The 16,067-nt window shown below is 74.7% G+C and carries 14 protein-coding genes; 4 read left to right on the top strand and 10 right to left on the bottom strand.

Going from position 1 to position 16,067, the window contains the following annotated elements; genetic code table 11:
• Window positions 1-25: 25 nt before the first annotated feature.
• Entirely contained in the window at window positions 26-1,375 is a 1,350-nt protein-coding gene (locus K7862_RS08650) for a family 4 glycosyl hydrolase (RefSeq protein WP_222961854.1), read from the top strand.
• A 141-nt stretch (window positions 1,376-1,516) separates the two neighbouring features.
• Window positions 1,517-2,296, top strand: a complete 780-nt coding sequence (locus K7862_RS08645) for an HAD family acid phosphatase (RefSeq protein WP_222961853.1) — start codon at window positions 1,517-1,519, stop codon at window positions 2,294-2,296.
• A gap of 70 nt (window positions 2,297-2,366) precedes the next feature.
• Here K7862_RS08645 and K7862_RS08640 read toward each other — a convergent pair whose 3' ends face one another.
• The 9 genes from K7862_RS08640 to hrcA form a co-directional block, all read right to left on the bottom strand.
• On the bottom strand, window positions 2,367-3,272 hold the full coding sequence (locus K7862_RS08640; RefSeq protein WP_222961852.1) for a ribonuclease Z: 906 nt from the start codon (window positions 3,270-3,272) through the stop codon (window positions 2,367-2,369).
• A gap of 18 nt (window positions 3,273-3,290) precedes the next feature.
• A complete protein-coding gene (locus tag K7862_RS08635; RefSeq protein ID WP_222961851.1) occupies window positions 3,291-3,647 on the bottom strand; it encodes a histidine triad nucleotide-binding protein in 357 nt (118 codons plus the stop codon).
• A 112-nt stretch (window positions 3,648-3,759) separates the two neighbouring features.
• Window positions 3,760-7,080 (bottom strand): S41 family peptidase, encoded by a 3,321-nt coding sequence (locus K7862_RS08630; RefSeq protein ID WP_372461521.1) that lies wholly within the window; start codon window positions 7,078-7,080, stop codon window positions 3,760-3,762.
• Window positions 7,081-7,099: 19 nt separating this feature from the next.
• Window positions 7,100-7,483, bottom strand: coding sequence for a hypothetical protein (locus K7862_RS08625; RefSeq protein WP_222961850.1), 384 nt, complete (start codon window positions 7,481-7,483; stop codon window positions 7,100-7,102).
• Between the two features lie 135 nt (window positions 7,484-7,618).
• Window positions 7,619-8,062 carry an NUDIX domain-containing protein gene (locus tag K7862_RS08620; protein ID WP_222961995.1) on the bottom strand — a complete coding sequence of 148 codons (444 nt, stop codon included), beginning with the start codon at window positions 8,060-8,062 and terminating at the stop codon, window positions 7,619-7,621.
• A 35-nt stretch (window positions 8,063-8,097) separates the two neighbouring features.
• Window positions 8,098-8,841: a 16S rRNA (uracil(1498)-N(3))-methyltransferase gene (locus tag K7862_RS08615; protein WP_222961849.1), complete on the bottom strand. Its 744-nt coding sequence runs from the start codon at window positions 8,839-8,841 to the stop codon at window positions 8,098-8,100.
• On the bottom strand, window positions 8,838-9,899 hold the full coding sequence (locus K7862_RS08610) for a nitronate monooxygenase (RefSeq protein WP_222961848.1): 1,062 nt from the start codon (window positions 9,897-9,899) through the stop codon (window positions 8,838-8,840). Before K7862_RS08610 ends, K7862_RS08615 begins: the two co-directional genes overlap by 4 nt.
• A 196-nt stretch (window positions 9,900-10,095) precedes the next feature.
• Window positions 10,096-11,232 (bottom strand): molecular chaperone DnaJ, encoded by a 1,137-nt coding sequence (gene dnaJ / locus K7862_RS08605; protein ID WP_222961847.1) that lies wholly within the window; start codon window positions 11,230-11,232, stop codon window positions 10,096-10,098.
• Window positions 11,233-12,249, bottom strand: coding sequence for a heat-inducible transcriptional repressor HrcA (hrcA, locus tag K7862_RS08600; protein WP_222961846.1), 1,017 nt, complete (start codon window positions 12,247-12,249; stop codon window positions 11,233-11,235).
• Window positions 12,250-12,431: 182 nt separating this feature from the next.
• On the opposite strand from hrcA, the gene K7862_RS08595 reads away from it, so the two are divergent.
• Together K7862_RS08595 and K7862_RS08590 are read left to right on the top strand one after the other, a co-directional pair.
• Entirely contained in the window at window positions 12,432-13,187 is a 756-nt protein-coding gene (locus tag K7862_RS08595; protein WP_308011905.1) for an MBL fold metallo-hydrolase, read from the top strand.
• A gap of 94 nt (window positions 13,188-13,281) precedes the next feature.
• Window positions 13,282-14,121 (top strand): DUF3097 domain-containing protein, encoded by an 840-nt coding sequence (locus K7862_RS08590; protein WP_222961845.1) that lies wholly within the window; start codon window positions 13,282-13,284, stop codon window positions 14,119-14,121.
• Between the two features lie 65 nt (window positions 14,122-14,186).
• On the opposite strand, the gene hemW is transcribed toward K7862_RS08590, so the two are convergent.
• Window positions 14,187-15,419 (bottom strand): radical SAM family heme chaperone HemW, encoded by a 1,233-nt coding sequence (hemW, locus tag K7862_RS08585; RefSeq protein ID WP_222961844.1) that lies wholly within the window; start codon window positions 15,417-15,419, stop codon window positions 14,187-14,189.
• Window positions 15,420-16,067 lie beyond the last annotated feature (648 nt).

Below are 16,067 nucleotides of genomic sequence, written 5' to 3'. Positions count from 1 at the left end.
CCAGGAAGCTCGGGGACGGAGTGGGATGAGGCTCACGGTTCTGGGCGGCGGCGGTTTCCGCGTGCCGCTGGTCTACCGGGCGCTGGCGGGCGCCGGCGGTGCCGGCGGCACCGGGGAGGCCGGCGGCACGGACGTGAGCGAGGTGGTCCTGTACGACACCGACGCGCGGCGGCTGCGGGTGGTGGCCGCGGTGCTGGCGTCGATGCCGCTGCCGGACGGTCCTGGACCCGCGGTGCGGCTGACCGGCGACCTGGACGACGCGCTGCGCGGCGCGGACTTCGTCTTCTCGGCGATCCGGGTGGGCGGCACCGCCGGCCGGGTGCGGGACGAGCGGATCCCGCTGGCCGAGGGCGTGCTGGGGCAGGAGACCGTCGGCGCGGGCGGGGTGCTGTACGGGCTGCGGACGCTGCCGGTGGCGCTGCGGATCGCCGAGCGGGTGCGGGCGGTGGCGCCGTCGGCCTGGGTGATCAACTTCACCAACCCGGCGGGCATGGTCACCGAGGCGATGTCCCGGGTGCTGGGACCCCGGGTGATCGGGATCTGCGACTCGCCGGTGGGCCTGGTGCGGCGGGCGGCGCGGGCGGCGCGCGCGGACCCGGACGCGCCGGGCTTCACCTATGACTACCTGGGGCTGAACCATCTCGGCTGGCTGCGGCGGATGTCGGCCACGCCGGACGGCCCCGACCTGCTGCCGGGCCTGCTGGCCGACCCGGAGGCGCTCGGCGGCTTCGAGGAGGGCCGGCTGTTCGGCCCCACGTGGCTGTCCGCGCTGGGTTCGCTGCCCAACGAGTACCTGCACTACTACTACTTCGCGCGGGAGGCGCTGGAGGCGGTGCGGTCGGCCGCCGCGACCCGGGGGGAGTTCCTGGACGGCCGGCAGGAGGCGTTCCTGGCCGCGGCCGACGGGACGCCCGGCTCGGCGTACGCGCTGTGGGAGGCGGCCCGGCGGGAGCGCGAGGAGACCTACATGGCGGAGAACCGGGCGGCGACCGGCGGCTGGGAACGCGATCCGCACGACCTCGACGGCGGCGGTTACGACCGGGTGGCGCTGGCCCTGATGCGGGCCGTGGCACGCGACGAGCGGACCACGCTGGTCCTCAACGTCCCCGGCGGCGGCACCGTGCCGCTGCTCGACGCCGACGCGGTGGTCGAAGTGCCGTGCTCGGTGGGCGCGTTCGGGGCCCGGCCGCTGCCGGTGGCACCGCCGGACGAGCACCAGGCGGGGCTGATGCTGGCGCTGAAGGCGGTGGAGCGCGCGGCGATCGAGGCGGCCACCACGGGGTCGCGGACCGCGGCACTGCGGGCGCTGGCCGTCCACCCGCTGGTGGACTCGGCGGCGGTCGCCGACCGGATTCTCACGGCGGCCGGCTGGTGAACCCACTCTGAACAGCGGATTAACAGGTCCCGAACACTGACGGTACGTCAGCGATCCCCAACGCGCGTAGACACTCCTTGACCTGCCCAGATCACGGGGTCTAAGTTTCGCCGCACCAACGAGCGTTGAAGGAGCACCGCCATGCCCCGTGCACGTCTGTCCGTCCGCCGCTCCCTGGCCGTGACCGCCGCAGCGGTCACGCTGGGCGCCACCTTCTACGGCGTGGGCGCGGCCAGCGCGGACAACTCCGTGCCGCGCAGCGACAAGGAGATCCCCAACCTCACCAACGTGGTCTCCGACATCAAGGCCTACTACGGCGACACGGTGGACGCCGCGGGCGAGCACCACGCCTCGGCCACCAGCAACTACGCCGAGCAGCTCAAGGGCATCGAGGCCAAGGCCGAGTCCTACCTCGCGCACGCCGGACGGCACAGCGCGAAGCCGGCCATCGTGCTCGACGTCGACGACACCTCCCTGCTCACCTACAACTACGAGCTGGAGGTGGGCTTCAACTACACCCCGGCGAGCAACCAGGCGTACCTGGACAACAAGAACATGGAGCCGGTCTTCGGCATGGACACCCTGGCCAACTGGGCCGCGGACCACGGCTACACGGTGTTCTGGATCACCGGCCGGCCCGAGGCCCAGCGCGCGGACACCGTCCGCAACCTGACGGCCGTCGGCTACACCGCGCCCGTCGACACAGCGCACCTGTACCTGAAGAACTCGGCGAACCCGCCCGCGTACCTGCCGTGCGGGTCGACCTGCACGACGATCGACTACAAGTCCGGGACCCGCGCGCACATCGAGTCGCTGGGCTACACCATCGTCGCCAACTTCGGCGACCAGTACAGCGACCTGTCGGGCGGCCACGCGCTGAAGTCCTACAAGCTCCCCAACCCGATGTACTACCTGCCGTAAGGCGCGGCGCGTTCCGGGTCCCCGGGCGCCCGCCGGCGCCGCGGCCGCGTACGCGGTCGTGACGCCGGCGTCAGCGGCGCTTGGGGACCGGGATGCGCATCAGGTCCTCGGCGACGGTCAGTTCACCGGTGAACCCGGCCGCCCGGGCCTCCGCGGCGAACAGGTCCGGGTCGGTGTAGCGCTGCGAGAAGTGCGTGAGCACCAGGTGCCGCACCCCGCCGTCGCGGGCGACCGCCCCGGCCTGGCCCGCGGTCAGATGGCCGTGCTCGGCGGCCAGCCGGGCGTCCTCGTCGAGGAACGTGGACTCCACCACCAGCAGGTCACAGTCCGCGGCGAGTTCGTGGACGGCGTCGCACAGCCGGGTGTCCATCACGAACGCGAACCGCTGGCCGCGCCGTGTGGCGCTGACCTCGTCCAGGCTCACCCCGCCGAGGGTGCCCTCGCGTTGCAGGCGCCCGATGTCCGGGCCGGTGATGCCGTGCGCGGCCAGCCGCTCGGGCAGCAGCCGGCGTCCGTCCGGCTCGGTCAGCCGGTAGCCGAACGACTCGACGGGGTGCGACAGGCGCGCCGCCGACAGGGTGAACGCCGGGGTGACGGCCAGGTCCCCGTCCCCGGCGACGGGTTGCTCCCGCAGGTCCGCGGTCTCGTAGTACGCGGACGCGTACCGCAGGCGGTCGAAGTAGCCCTGTCCGCCGGCCGGGTAGTGCGCGGTGACCGGGTGCGGCACCCGGTCCAGGTTGATCCGCTGGATCACCCCGGCCAGGCCCAGCGCGTGGTCGCCGTGGAAGTGGGTCACGCAGATCCGCGTCAGGTCGTGCGCGGACACCCCGGCGTACAGCATCTGGCGCTGGCTGCCCTCTCCCGGGTCGAAGAGGATGCCCTCGTCGTCCCAGCGCAGCACGTAGCCGTTGTGGTTGCGCTGCCGGGTGGGGACCTGACTGGCGGTGCCGAGGACGACGAGTTCGCGGGCGGACACGTGTGCGGGGCCCGGCGGTCAGATCAGCCGGTGCAGGTCGCGGCCGCCGAGAACGTGCGCGTGCGCGTGGAAGACGGTCTGGCCCGCGCCCTCGCCGGTGTTGAAGACGATGCGGTAGCCCGTGCCGTCGACCTTCTCCTGCGCGGCGACCTGGCCGGCCTCGCGCAGCACGTCCGCGGTCGCGGCCGGGTCGCCCGCGGCGAGGGAGGCGGCGTCCGGGTAGTGCACGCGCGGGATGACGAGGACGTGCGTCGGGGCCTGCGGGTGGATGTCCCGGAACGCGACGGTGGTGTCGGTCTCGCGGACGACGGTGGCCGGGATCTCGCCCGTGACGATCTTGCAGAACAGGCAGTCGGGCTGAGGTTCTCCCGCCATGTCGGCTCCCCCTCGGGTTCTCGTGACGCTTCGGCTGCGCCGATGCTACCGGCTGGCGGCCTCCCGCCCCCGTACCCGCGCCCGGCCGCCACCGGCCGGGCGCGCGCCCTGGTCAGGGAAGGGACGGCGGCAGTTTGGCGGGGGCGGCCTCCAGGGCGGCAAGGGCCAGGGCGACGGCCTTGTCGAGCTGGGGGTCCCGGTCCTCGGCCCAGTCCTGCGGCGTGGGGACGACCTCGACGTCGGGGTCGGCGCCGTGGTTCTCCAGCCCCCATCCGTAACCCTCCAGCCAGATCGCGTACTTCGGCTGGGTGACCCCCGTCCCGTCGACGAGCTGGTAGCGGCTGTCGATCCCGATGACGCCGCCCCAGGTGCGGGTGCCGACCACCGGCCCGATCCCCAGCGCCTTCAGTGCCGCGGTCACGATGTCGCCGTCCGAGCCGGAGAACTCGTTGGCGACCGCGACGACCGGGCCGCGCGGCGCGTCCTGCGGGTAGCTGAACGGGTGGCCGTGGCGCGGCACGTCCCAGCCGATGATGCGGCGGGCCAGCTTCTCCACGACGAGCTGCGAGGTGTGGCCGCCGCGGTTCTCCCGCACGTCCACCACCAGGCCCTCGCGGGCCACCTCCACCCGCAGGTCGCGGTGGAGCTGCGCCCAGCCGCTGCCGACCATGTCGGGCACGTGCAGGTAGCCGAGCCGGCCGCCGGAGGCCGCGTGCACGTGGGCGCGCCGCCCGGCCACCCAGTCGTGGTACCGCAGCGCCTCCTCGTCGGCGAGCGGCACGGCCACCACGTGCCGGACCGGGCCGCCGCCGGCCGGGGCCACGGTCAGCTCCACGGGCTTGCCCGCGGTGCCGACCAGCAGCGGACCGGGCCCGGCCGCCGGGTCCACCGGGTGGCCGTCCACCGCGAGCAGCGTGTCGCCCGCGCGGACCCCGACACCCGGCGCCGCCAGCGGCGAGCGCGCGTGCGGGTCGGAGGACTCGCCGGGCAGCACCCGGTCGACCCGCCAGCTGCCGTCCTCGGCACGGGAGAGGTCCGCGCCGAGCAGTCCCTGGCGGCGCAGCGGGTCGCGGTAGCCGCCGGGCGGGCTGACGTAGGCGTGCGAGGTGCGCAGGTCGCCGTGCAGCTCCCACAGCAGGTCCACCAAATCGTCGTGGGTGGCCACCCCCGCCAGCAGCGGCCGGTACCGGGCGGCGCCGGCGTCCCAGTCCCGGCCGTCCATGTCGGCCCGCCAGAAGTTGTCCCGCATCAGCCGGTGCGTCTCGTCGAACATCTGCCGCCACTCGTCCGCCGGGCGGACGGTCACCCGCACCCGGCTGAGGTCGACGGTGGCGCTGCTGTCGGAGTCGTCGGAGGAGTCGGCCTTGCTGTCGGCGGGTGTGATCCGCAGGCGCCCGCCGGAGGCGACCAGGACCTTGCTGCCGTCGCCGGTGACCGCGAAGTCGTCGGCGTCGTCGGTGATCTCGTCCAGGTGCAGGCGCGTCAGGTCGTAGCGCTCCAGCAGGGTGCCGGGCGGCTGCGCCTCCGGTGTGGCCAGGGCCGAGCCGAGCGCGCCGAGCAACGGGTGCCGCAGCCACAGCACACCGCCCTTGGCGGCCCGCAGCCCGGAGTAGCGTCCGGCCTCGACGGGGAAGGGCACGATGCGGTCGGCCAGCCCCTCGGCGTCGACCACGGTCGGACGCGGCCGGTCCCCGCCGGAGCCGGTGTCCCCGTCGCCCTGGTCGGCGTCGTCGGCGGGGCGGCCGGCGCCGTCGCCGTCACCGTGGGTGTCGTCGTGGCCGTCGTCGGCGTCGTCGTACGGGCGGCCGTGGCGCTGCGGGCCGAACGGCGACGGCGTGGCGGCGGCGAGGGTGAGCAGGTAGGGGCGGCAGGCGTTGGGGAACGACAGGTCGAAGACGTGCGCGTCGTAGACCGGGTCGAAGGCCCGCTCGGACAGGAAGGCCAGGTGGCGGCCGTCGGCGGTGAAGGCGGGCGCGAAGTCCTGGAAGCGCAGCGGCGTCGCGTCGAGGACGGTCAGGTCCGCGGTGGCGGCGAGCTTGATCTGCCGCAGCGAGCCGGGGCCGGGGTGGGACCACGCCAGCCATCCGGAGTCGGGCGAGAAGGCCAGGTCGGTGGCGTCGCCGGCGTCGCCCGCGATCACCTCGCGGACCTCGCCGGTCTGTGCCTCGACCAGCAGCACCCGGCCGTCGTGGGCGGCGACGGCGATGCGGTGGCCGTCGGGTGAGACCTCGATCTCGTGGACCCGGCCCAGCCGTCCGGCGGCCAGCCGGCGCGGCGCGGTCCCGGCGGGCAGGCCGGTGGCGGGCGCGATCTCCAGCGCGTCGTCGCCCTCCGCGTCGGTGACCCACACCACGTGCTGGTCGGTGCCCTGCTGGAACACCCGCGGGTGGCGGGTACGCACGCCCGGCCGCGCGGCCAGGGCCCGGGCCGGACCGCCGCGGTGCGTCACCCAGTGGGTGGTGCCGCGGATCTCGACCGCGCTGCCGCGGCCGGTGTGGTCGGGACGGGCGTCGCCGAGGTGCTGGGCGGCCCGCACCGGGCGCGGCTGCAGGTCGGTGCGCTGGCCGCCGAGACGGACGTCCAGCGGGCGCGGCTCGGCCTCCAGATCGTCCAGCAGGTGGATGCGGCCCGCGCTGACGTAGGCGATCCGGGTGCCGTCGGTCGCGGCGTGCCGGGCGTAGAAGCCGGTGCCCAGCGGGGTGTGGCGGCGCAGGTCGCCGCCGTCGGGGAGGCTGGAGTACAGCGCGCCCTCGCCCTCGTGGTCGGAGAGGAACGCGATCCGGCCGCCGATCCACAGCGGGCACTCGATGTTGCCGTCGATCCCCTCGTGCACCCGGTGGAACGCGCCGCCGCCGTCCGGGTCCAGCCACAGCTTGCCGGCGGTCCCGCCGCGGTAGCCCTTCCAGTACGCGGCCTCCCGGCCCATCGTCACGGTCTGCAGCAGCACCGCGCCGCCGGGCCCGTGGGCCACGTCGCCGACCGGCCCGTAGGGCAGCCGCGCGGCCGGCCCGCCGTCCAGCGGCAGCCGCCGCGCCCAGGTGCGGCGCGGCGACGCCTGGCCGTGCGCGCTGATCACCACGAGCTCGCCGTCCGGGGTCCAGGTCCGCACGGCCGTACGGGCGTTGCCCCAGTACGTCAGGCGGGCGGACGGCCCGCCGCCGAGCGGCGCCAGGTGCACCTCGGGGGCGCCGTCGCGGGTGGACGTCCAGGCGATCAGCTCGCCGTCCGGACTGATCCGGGGCCGGCCGACAGGCACGTTGTCGGCGCTGACCCGCCACGCCCGGCCGCCGTCGAGAGGCGCCAGCCAGACGTCGTCCTCGGCGGTGAAGGCGATCAGGTCACCGTGCGGGTGCGGGTTCCTGAGATACGACGGCGGCAGGGCCGCCTGCTGCGGCTGCGATGGCTGCGCGGGCTGCGTCGGCTGGTTGCTCACCGGGCCACCCTAACTTCGATCAACTCCGCACCGGGCTGGGCCGGTCACAGTCGCCGAGTCCCCGCACGTCGAAGACGGTCCGGCCGCCCACGACGGCGACCAGCCTCCCGCGCACGCAGGTGTCGTCCAACTGCTCGGTGACGGTGCCCTTCACGGTGATCTTCTGCTGGTCGTCGGTGCGTCCCAGGCAGTCCACCTTCGCCGACCTCGCGCCGGTGGAGGCGCTGCACGAGAGCCACTGCACCTTGACGTGGTCGTGTTTCAGCGCGTGCGTGGCCAGTTGGTCGGTGGTGGCGGACACGGCGCTCGCCCCCAGGCCGTCCGCGGGATCGCACCCGCTGACCACGGCGACGGCGACCGCGCACACGGCAACGGCCGGCCAGACCTTCCCCTTGCGTCCCATCCCCCCACGCTCCTCCGCGCGTTGGGACCGGTCCATCCCCCGCAGGGTCGACGCTGCCCCTACGGGTCTGACGCGCGGGCGCGGGGAACGATCGGCGTCCGAGCCGGCGTCGGCATCGGTGCTGCGGCGCGGGCGTCAGTCCCAGCGGTGCAGGGTGGGGCCGGGCAGGCCGGCCCGCCAGCCCCGCAGCACCTTGTCCGCGCTCGGCACCAACTCCCGCGGCAGCGCGTCGAGTCGTACCCAGCCCACGTGGTCGTGCTTGCCGGGCTCCCGGTTCTCCGGCTCACCGGACCAGGCGCGGGCGGCGAACGCCACGGTGAGGTAGCCGTTCGGCGCGCCGACGCCGGTGCCCGCGTGCAGGACGTGCGCCAAGGTGAGTGCCTGCGGGTCCACCACCAGGCCGGTCTCCTCGCGGAGTTCGCGCACCGCGGCGTGCGTGACCGGCTCCGCCGGCTCGCACTTGCCGGCCGGCAGATCCCACAGCCCGTGCCCGAACGGACTGCCCGCACCGCGCCGCAGCAGCACGATGCGGTCCCGCGCCGTGTCGTGCACGATCACCGCCGCGACGAGCACGGTCATCGAGCCCGACGCGTCGCCGGCCCGCGGACCGCCGGTCACGACCAGCGGCCGGTACGGGTCAGCAGCAGCGCCGTCGCCGCCACCCCCGCGGTGGAGGTGCGCAGCACCGTCGGGCCCAGCCGGTACGGCGGCGCGCCCGCCTCGCGGAACAGCCCGATCTCCTCCGGCGAGACACCACCCTCCGGGCCGACCACGAGCACCAGCGAGCCCTCGGCGGGCAGCGGGACGGCGGCCAGCGGCGCCGAGCCCTCCTCGTGCAGGACGCCCGCGAACGCGGCCTCGCCCAGCAGCGCGGCGACCTGACGGGTCGTCATCAGATCGGTCACGGTGGGGAACCGCAGCCGGCGCGACTGCTTGGCCGCCTCCCGCGCGGTGGAACGCCACTTCGCCAGCGACTTCGCGCCCCGCTCGCCGCGCCACTGGGTGACGCAGCGCGACGCCGCCCACGGCACCACGACGTCGACGCCGGCCTCCGTCATCGTCTCCACGGCCAGCTCGCCGCGGTCGCCCTTGGGCAGCGCCTGGACCACGGTGATCCGGGCGGCCGGCGCGGTCTCGGTCCGCACCTCGGTGACGTCGACGTGCAGCAGGTCCTTGCCCTCGGCCGCGGCCACCGTGCCGAACGCCCCGCGGCCCTCGCCGTCGGTGAGCACGACCTCCTCACCCGCGGTCAGCCGACGCACCGACACCGCGTGCCGCCCCTCCGGGCCGTCCAGGGTCAGCCGGGACGGTGCGCCGTCGAGGACGGCCGGCTCGACGAGGAAGACCGGCGCGGTCATACCCGCACCCCCCGGGCGGCCTGCAGCTCGGCGGCGAGGATCTCCACGAGGGCGCCCGCCGACAGCTCGCGGGCCAGCCGGTGGCCCTGTCCCGCCCACAGCGCCATCCCCTGGGCGTCGCCCGCGTCCGCCGCCGCCTTGCGCAGCGGCGAGGTCAGGTAGTGGACCTGCGGGTAGCCGGGCGGGGCGTACGCGCCATGCTCGCGCATGAAGCGGTTGACCAGGCCGCGGGCCGGGCGCCCGGAGAACGCCCGGGTCAGCTCGGTGCGGGCGAAGACGGGGTCGGTGACCGCGCGCTTGTGCACGGGGCTGGCGCCGGACTCCGGGCAGAGCAGGAACGCCGTGCCCAGCGCCGCCGCGTCCGCCCCCGCCGTCATCGCCGCGGCGATCTGGCTGCCGCGCATCAGGCCCCCGGCGGCGATCAGCGGGAGCTGCACGGCCTCGCGCACCTGCGGGATCAGCGAGAGCAGGCCGAGGCCGGCGTGGTCGAGCTGCGGGTCGTCGCGGTGCGTGCCCTGGTGGCCGCCCGCCTCCACACCCTGCACGCACACCGCGTCCGCGCCGGCCCACTGGGCGGTCAGCGCCTCGGCCGCGGAGGTGACGGTGACCACGGTGTACGTGCCGGCCTTCGCGAAGGCGTCCAGCACCGCGCGCTCCGGGCAGCCGAAGGTGAAGCTCACCATCGGCACGGGGTCCTCCAGCAGCACCGCGACCTTCGCGTCGTACGCGTCGTCACCGCCGCTGTCCGGGTCGCCCAGCTCCGTGCCGTACCAGGCCGCCTCGCCGGCGAGCTGCTCGGCGTACACGGCGACGGCGGAGCGGTCCGCGGTGGCGGGCTGGGGCATGAACAGGTTGACACCGAAGGGCTGCGAGGTCAGATCCCGGAGCTGGCGGATCTCCTCGTACATCGCCTCCGAGGTCTTGTACCCGGCCGCGAGGAACCCGAGGCCGCCGGCCGCGGCGACCGCAGCGGCGAGCCGGGGGTTGGAGGCGCCCCCGGCCATCGGCGCCTGGATGATCGGGAACGCCGAGAAGGAGGAGAGGTCGGTCACGGGCATGCCGTCATGGTGCCATGCCCCTCACAGTTCACCCCCGTAAGGGGCGTCCCCCTGCCCCCACCCCTCGGCCATACCCGCCCCCCTCCGGGGCTGCCCCCGGGCCGCCGTCGCCGTCCACCGGTTCGCTGTGGCTTGTCGCGCTGGGGGGAGGGCCCCACCCGAGCGCGGGTACTCGCTGAGGACGGAGGAGGCCGCTCTAGCGGCCGTTGAAGGCATCCTTGAGCCGCGAGAACAACCCCTGCTGCCCCGGCGCGAACTGCCCGGTGGGCCGCTCCTCACCGCGGAGCTTGGCGAGCCGCCGCAGCAGCTCCTCCTGGTCGGGGTCGAGCTTGTTCGGGGTGACCACCTCGACGTGGACGATCAGGTCCCCGCGCCCCCCGCCGCGCAGGTGCGTGACGCCCCGCTGGTGCAGCGGGATCGACTGCCCGGACTGGGTGCCGGGCCGGATGTCGACCTCCTCCAGCCCGTCCAGCGTCTCCAGCGGGCACTTCGTACCGAGCGCGGCCGCCGTCATGGGGATGGTGACCGTGCAGTGCAGGTCGTCCCCGCGCCGCTGGAACACCGGGTGCGGAACCTCGCGGATCTCCACGTACAGGTCGCCGGCCGGCCCGCCGCCGGGCCCGACCTCGCCCTCGCCGGCGAGCTGGATCCGCGTGCCGTTGTCGACGCCCGCCGGGATCTTCACCGTCAGCGTGCGGCGCGACCGTACGCGTCCGTCACCCGCGCACTCCGGGCACGGCGTGGGCACGACCGTGCCGAACCCCTGGCACTGCGGGCACGGCCGGGACGTCATGACCTGGCCGAGGAAGGACCGGGTGACCTGGGACACCTCGCCGCGGCCGCGGCACATGTCGCAGGTCTGCGCCGAGGTGCCCGGCGCCGCCCCCTCGCCGTTGCAGGTCCCGCAGGTGACCGCGGTGTCGACCTGGATGTCCTTGGTGGTGCCGAAGGCCGCCTCGTCGAGCTCGACCTCCAGGCGGATCATGGCGTCCTGGCCGCGGCGCGTGCGCGAGCGCGGCCCGCGCTGCGACGACTGCCCGAAGAACGCGTCCATGATGTCGCTGAAGTTGCCGAAGCCCGCGCCGAAGCCGCCCGCGCCGCCGGCCCCGCCGGCCGCGGACAGCGGGTCGCCGCCGAGGTCGTAGACCTGCTTCTTCTGCGGGTCGGAGAGCACCTCGTAGGCGGCGTTGATCTCCTTGAACCGCTCCTGCGTCTTGGGGTCCGGATTGACGTCCGGGTGCAGTTCACGGGCGAGGCGGCGGAACGCCTTCTTGATCTCGTCCGGCCCTGCGTCGCGGCGTACGCCCAGTACGGCGTAGTAGTCCGTGGCCACTTACGACTCCGCCAGGATCTGTCCGACGTAACGTGCCACTGCGCGTACCGCTCCCATCGTTCCGGGGTAGTCCATGCGGGTCGGTCCGACCACGCCGAGTTTGGCGACTGCCTCGTCGCCCGAACCGTAGCCGACCGCCACCACGGAGGTGGAATTGAGGCCCTCGTGAAAATTCTCATGCCCGATCCGGACCGTCATGGTCGAGTCCGTGGCCTCGCCGAGGAGCTTCAGGAGCACCATCTGCTCCTCCAGGGCCTCCAGGACCGGGCGGATCGTCAGCGGGAAGTCGTGGTTGAAGCGGGTGAGGTTCGCGGCCCCGCCCAGCATGATGCGCTCTTCCTTCTCCTCGACGAGGGTTTCGAGGAGTGTGGCGAGCACACCGGCGACGGCCGGGCGGTCGTCGGCCTCGAAGCTCTCCGGCAGGTCCTGCACCAGCGGCGGCACGTCGGTGAAGCGGCGGCCGACGACGCGGCTGTTGAGCCGCGCGCGCAGGTCGGCCAGCACCGTCTCGCCGACCGGCGCCACGCAGTCGATCAGCCGCTGCTCGACCCGGCCGGTGTCGGTGATCAGCACCAGCATGATGCGGGCCGGCGCCAGCGACAGCAGTTCCACGTGCCGGACCGAGGACCGGGTCAGCGACGGGTACTGCACGACGGCGACCTGCCGGGTGAGCTGCGCGAGCAGCCGTACCGTGCGGCCGACCACGTCGTCGAGGTCGACGGCGCCGTCGAGGAAGTTCTGGATCGCGCGGCGCTCGGCCACCGACAGCGGCTTGACGCCCGCCAGCTTGTCGACGAAGAGCCGGTAGCCCTTGTCGGTCGGGATCCGGCCCGCGCTGGTATGGGGCTGGGCGATGTAGCCCTCCTCCTCCAGCACGGCCATGTCGTTGCGCACCGTGGCGGGGGACACGCCGAGCCGGTGGCGCTCGGTGAGCGCCTTGGACCCGACCGGCTCCTCGGTGCCGACGTAGTCCTGAACGATGGCACGCAGCACTTCGAGTCGGCGTTCGCTCAGCATCGCGCACCTCCAGCCCCGGGGTCTGACCCGTCCTGCCTGGCACTCCGCTGTTTCGAGTGCCAGCTTTCCCGCAGCCAGTGTACGGCGAGGCCACAAGGGCTCTGCAAGACCGGCAGCCGAACGACTGGCCGTGAACGCCCCGCGGATGCGCGCGGAGCGGGTCGCGGCGATAGCGTCGCCCTGTGGATTCTGAGCGGAACGCGGAGGAGCCGGACACCGGAGCTTCGGTGTGGGAGCAGCTCGCGCCAGGAGTGGCGCGGCGCCGGCTGCCCTTCCTGGACGTGACGATCGGCCTGGTGGTGGGCGCCGAGGGGGTGCTGCTGGTCGACACCGGTTCCAGTCTGCGCGAGGGCGCCGAGCTGCGCGAGCAGGTCGAGGCGCTGACCGGGCGGGAGGTCACGCACGTCGTCCTCACCCACGGCCACTTCGACCACGTCCTGGGCACCGGCGAGTTCCCGGGCGCCGAGGTGTACGGCGAGCAGTCGCTGGGCGCCTACCTGCGCCGTGAGCAGCTGCGGATGCCGATCGTCGCGGCGGAGCACGGCGCGGACCGGCTGGAGACGGCGGAGGCCGTACGGTTCCTGGTGCACCCCGACCGGCCGGTGCTGGGCGAGCTGGCGCTCGACCTCGGGGAGCGCCCGGTGCGGCTGGTGCACCTGGGCCCGGGACACACCGGGCACGACCTGGTGGTGCTGGTGCCCGGCTCGACGGCCAGCGACCCGGCGGTGGTGTTCTGCGGCGATCTCGTCGAGGAGTCCGGCGAGCCGCAGGCCGGCGACGACGCGGTCACCGCGAAGTGGGCGGACACCCTGGACGCGCTGCTCGCGCTCGGCGGCGAGACGGCGCGGTACGTGCCGGGGCACGGCGCGGTGGTCGACGCGCGCTTCGTGCGGGCCCAGCGGGACGCCCTGGCCGAACGGTTCGCCGCGGAGGCGTGAGCACGGTCCGCCGCGGAGGCGTGAGCACGGTCCGCCGGGGGCGCGGCGGCCCGGTTCGCCGCCGCCGGCAGGCGGCGTGGCTACGATCTCCTGCATGCGCAGCAGGAGTTACGACCCCGATCTGACGCCGCCGTGGAAGAAGTCCGCGCCGCCGCCGGAGGTCCCGGCGGAGCCGGACCTGGTCGTCGAGGACCCCGCGACGGGCTTCTGCGGCGCGGTGGTGCGCGTGGAGAAGACCGCGGAGGGCCTGACCGTCACCCTGGAGGACCGGTTCGGCAAGCACCGGGTCTTCCCCATGACGCCGGGCGGCTTCCTGATCGACGGCCGTCCCGTCACCCTGGTCCGGCCGCAGGCCGCGCCCCGGCCCCGCGGCCCGCTGCTCTCGGCGTCCGGCTCGATCGCGGTCACCGGGGCGAAGGCGCGGGTGGCCAGGGCGGGCCGGATCTACGTCGAGGGCCGCCACGACGCCGAGCTGGTGGAACGGGTGTGGGGCCACGACCTGCGGGTCGAGGGCGTGGCCGTGGAGTACCTGGAGGGCGTGGACGACCTTCCCGCCATCGTCGCGGCCTTCTCCCCCGCTCCCGGCGCACGGCTCGGCGTGCTGGTCGACCACCTGGTGCCCGGCTCGAAGGAGTCGCGGATCGCCGCGTCCGTGACCGGCTCGGACGTGCTGGTCGTCGGCCACCCCTTCATCGACGTCTGGGAGGCCGTGAAGCCGTCCTCGGTGGGCATCCCGGGGTGGCCGCGGGTGCCGCGCGGCGAGGACTGGAAGACGGGCGTGTGCCGGGCCCTCGGGTGGCGGATGACGACGGGCGAGGCGTGGCAGCGGATCCTGGCGTCCGTCTCCTCCTACCGCGACCTGCAGCCGGAGCTCCTCGGCTCCGTCGAGCACCTCATCGACTTCGTGACGGAGCCGGCCGGGCCGGACGCCTGACGTGGGGCGCCGACCCGGCGGTCGGTCCGCCGGGAGGGCAGTCCGCCGGACGGGGGGCGCCTTCCTCAGTCGACCAGGTCCCGGACGACGGCGTCGGCCAGCAGCCGGCCGCGCAGAGTGAGGACGGCCCGGCCGTCGCCGTAGGGGCCGGGCTCCAGGAGGCCGTCCGTAACGGCACGGGCCGCCGCGGCCGCGCCCCGCTCGGCGAGCAGGTCCAGCGGGCAGCCCTGCGACAGCCGCAGTTCCAGCAGGATCCGCTCGACCCGCCGGTCCTCGTCGCTCAGCACCTCGCGCCCCGCGCCGGGCGTACGGCCCTCCGCCAGAGCCTGCGCGTACGCGCCGGGGTGCTTGACGTTCCACCAGCGCACGCCGCCGACGTGGCTGTGCGCCCCCGGGCCCGCGCCCCACCAGTCCGCACCCGTCCAGTACAGCTCGTTGTGCCGGCAGCGCCCGGCCTCGGTGGTCGCCCAGTTGGAGACCTCGTACCAGGAGAAACCGGCCGCGGCGAGGCGCTCCTCGGCCAGCAGGTAGCGGTCGGCGTGCACGTCGTCGTCGGTCATCGGCACCTCGCCGCGGCGGATCCGCCGGGCGAGCTGGGTGCCCTCCTCCACGATCAGGGCGTAGGCCGAGACGTGGTCGGGGCCGGCGCCGATCGCCGCGTCCAGGGAGGCCAGCCAGTCCGCGTCGGTCTCGCCCGGGGTGCCGTAGATCAGGTCGAGGTTGACGTGGTCGAACCCGGCCGCGCGGGCCTCGGCCACGCAGGCCTCGGGCCGGCCGGGGGTGTGGGTGCGGTCGAGCACCTTCAGGACGTGCTGCCGGGCGCTCTGCATCCCGAACGACATCCGGGTGAAGCCGCTCTCCCGCAGTCCGGCCAGGTAGGCCGGGTCGACGGACTCGGGGTTGGCCTCGGTGGTCACCTCCGCGCCCGGCGCGAGGCCGAACTCGTCGCGGATCGCGGCGAGCATCCGGCCGAGGTCGGCGGCGGGCAGCAGGGTGGGGGTGCCGCCCCCCACGAAGACGGTCTCGACCTGGCGCGGGTCGTCGCCCAGCACCTTGCGGGCCCGGCGGACCTCCTCGATCAGCACGTCCGCGTAGTTCTCGCGGGAGGCCAGGGCGCCGCCGGAGCCGCGAAGCTCGGAGGCGGTGTAGGTGTTGAAGTCGCAGTAGCCGCAGCGGGTCGCGCAGTAGGGCACGTGCAGGTAGAAGCCGAGGGGGCGGGTGGCGGCCCCGTCCAGGGCGTGGCGCGGTAGGGCGCCGTCCGCCGGCACGGGTTCCCCCTCGGGGAGTACGGAAGGCATGCCCTCCAGTATCCCCCGCCTGCACGGTACGCGCCCTGTGCGGCCCGCGCCCCCCACCTCGCCCCACTCCAGGGCCCGCCCTGACCCGGGTTCGCCCTCTCCCGGGCAAGGGGTCTCTCCCGCGCGAGGAGAGCGGCTCGCCCTGTGCGGGCGAACGGCAACCATCAGGGGGTGCGAGGTCCCCCATTCTTCGCCCGGGAGGCGCCCCCAGCGCGAGCAACCGGCCGCCGGCCGGTGGTCCGGAACGGACCGAACAGCCCCTCCAGGACGGTGACGGACTGCGGCACGCGTCGTGGCCGGTCGCGCAGTTCCCCGCGCCCCTGCCGGGGCCCAACGCACACCGTTCCCAGGCGGACCGCGGCCCGCGCAGGGCTTACCGCACACCGTACGCAGGCGGACCCAGCCCGCGCAGGGCAACCGGCCGCCGGCCGGTGGTCCGGAACGGACCGAACAGCCCCTCCAGGACGGTGACGGACTGCGGCACGCGTCGTGGCTGACCGCGCAGTTCCCCGCGCCCCTGTCGGGGCCCAACGCACACCGTTCCCAGGCGGACCGCAGCCCGCGCAGGGCTTGGCGCACACCGTTCGTAGGCGAACCGCGGCCCGCGCAGGGCTTACCGCACACCGTTCCCAGGCGGACCGCGGCCCG

Origin of the sequence: Actinacidiphila acidipaludis (assembly GCF_019890725.1) — a bacterium.
GTDB lineage: Bacteria > Actinomycetota > Actinomycetes > Streptomycetales > Streptomycetaceae > Actinacidiphila > Actinacidiphila acidipaludis.
The sequence above is the reverse complement of the archived record's forward strand: the minus strand, read 5'-3'. Positions and strand labels throughout refer to the sequence as shown.

Coding starts and splice junctions, on each gene's coding strand:
- K7862_RS08610 (WP_222961848.1), bottom strand. CDS start 9,899: ATGCCCGTGACCGACCTCTCCTCCTTCTCGGCGTTCCCGATCATCCAG.
- hrcA (WP_222961846.1), bottom strand. CDS start 12,249: ATGCTGAGCGAACGCCGACTCGAAGTGCTGCGTGCCATCGTTCAGGAC.
- K7862_RS08620 (WP_222961995.1), bottom strand. CDS start 8,062: ATGACCGTGCTCGTCGCGGCGGTGATCGTGCACGACACGGCGCGGGAC.
- K7862_RS08625 (WP_222961850.1), bottom strand. CDS start 7,483: ATGGGACGCAAGGGGAAGGTCTGGCCGGCCGTTGCCGTGTGCGCGGTC.
- K7862_RS08590 (WP_222961845.1), top strand. CDS start 13,282: ATGCGCAGCAGGAGTTACGACCCCGATCTGACGCCGCCGTGGAAGAAG.
- K7862_RS08615 (WP_222961849.1), bottom strand. CDS start 8,841: ATGACCGCGCCGGTCTTCCTCGTCGAGCCGGCCGTCCTCGACGGCGCA.
- K7862_RS08650 (WP_222961854.1), top strand. CDS start 26: ATGAGGCTCACGGTTCTGGGCGGCGGCGGTTTCCGCGTGCCGCTGGTC.
- K7862_RS08635 (WP_222961851.1), bottom strand. CDS start 3,647: ATGGCGGGAGAACCTCAGCCCGACTGCCTGTTCTGCAAGATCGTCACG.
- hemW (WP_222961844.1), bottom strand. CDS start 15,419: ATGCCTTCCGTACTCCCCGAGGGGGAACCCGTGCCGGCGGACGGCGCC.
- K7862_RS08645 (WP_222961853.1), top strand. CDS start 1,517: ATGCCCCGTGCACGTCTGTCCGTCCGCCGCTCCCTGGCCGTGACCGCC.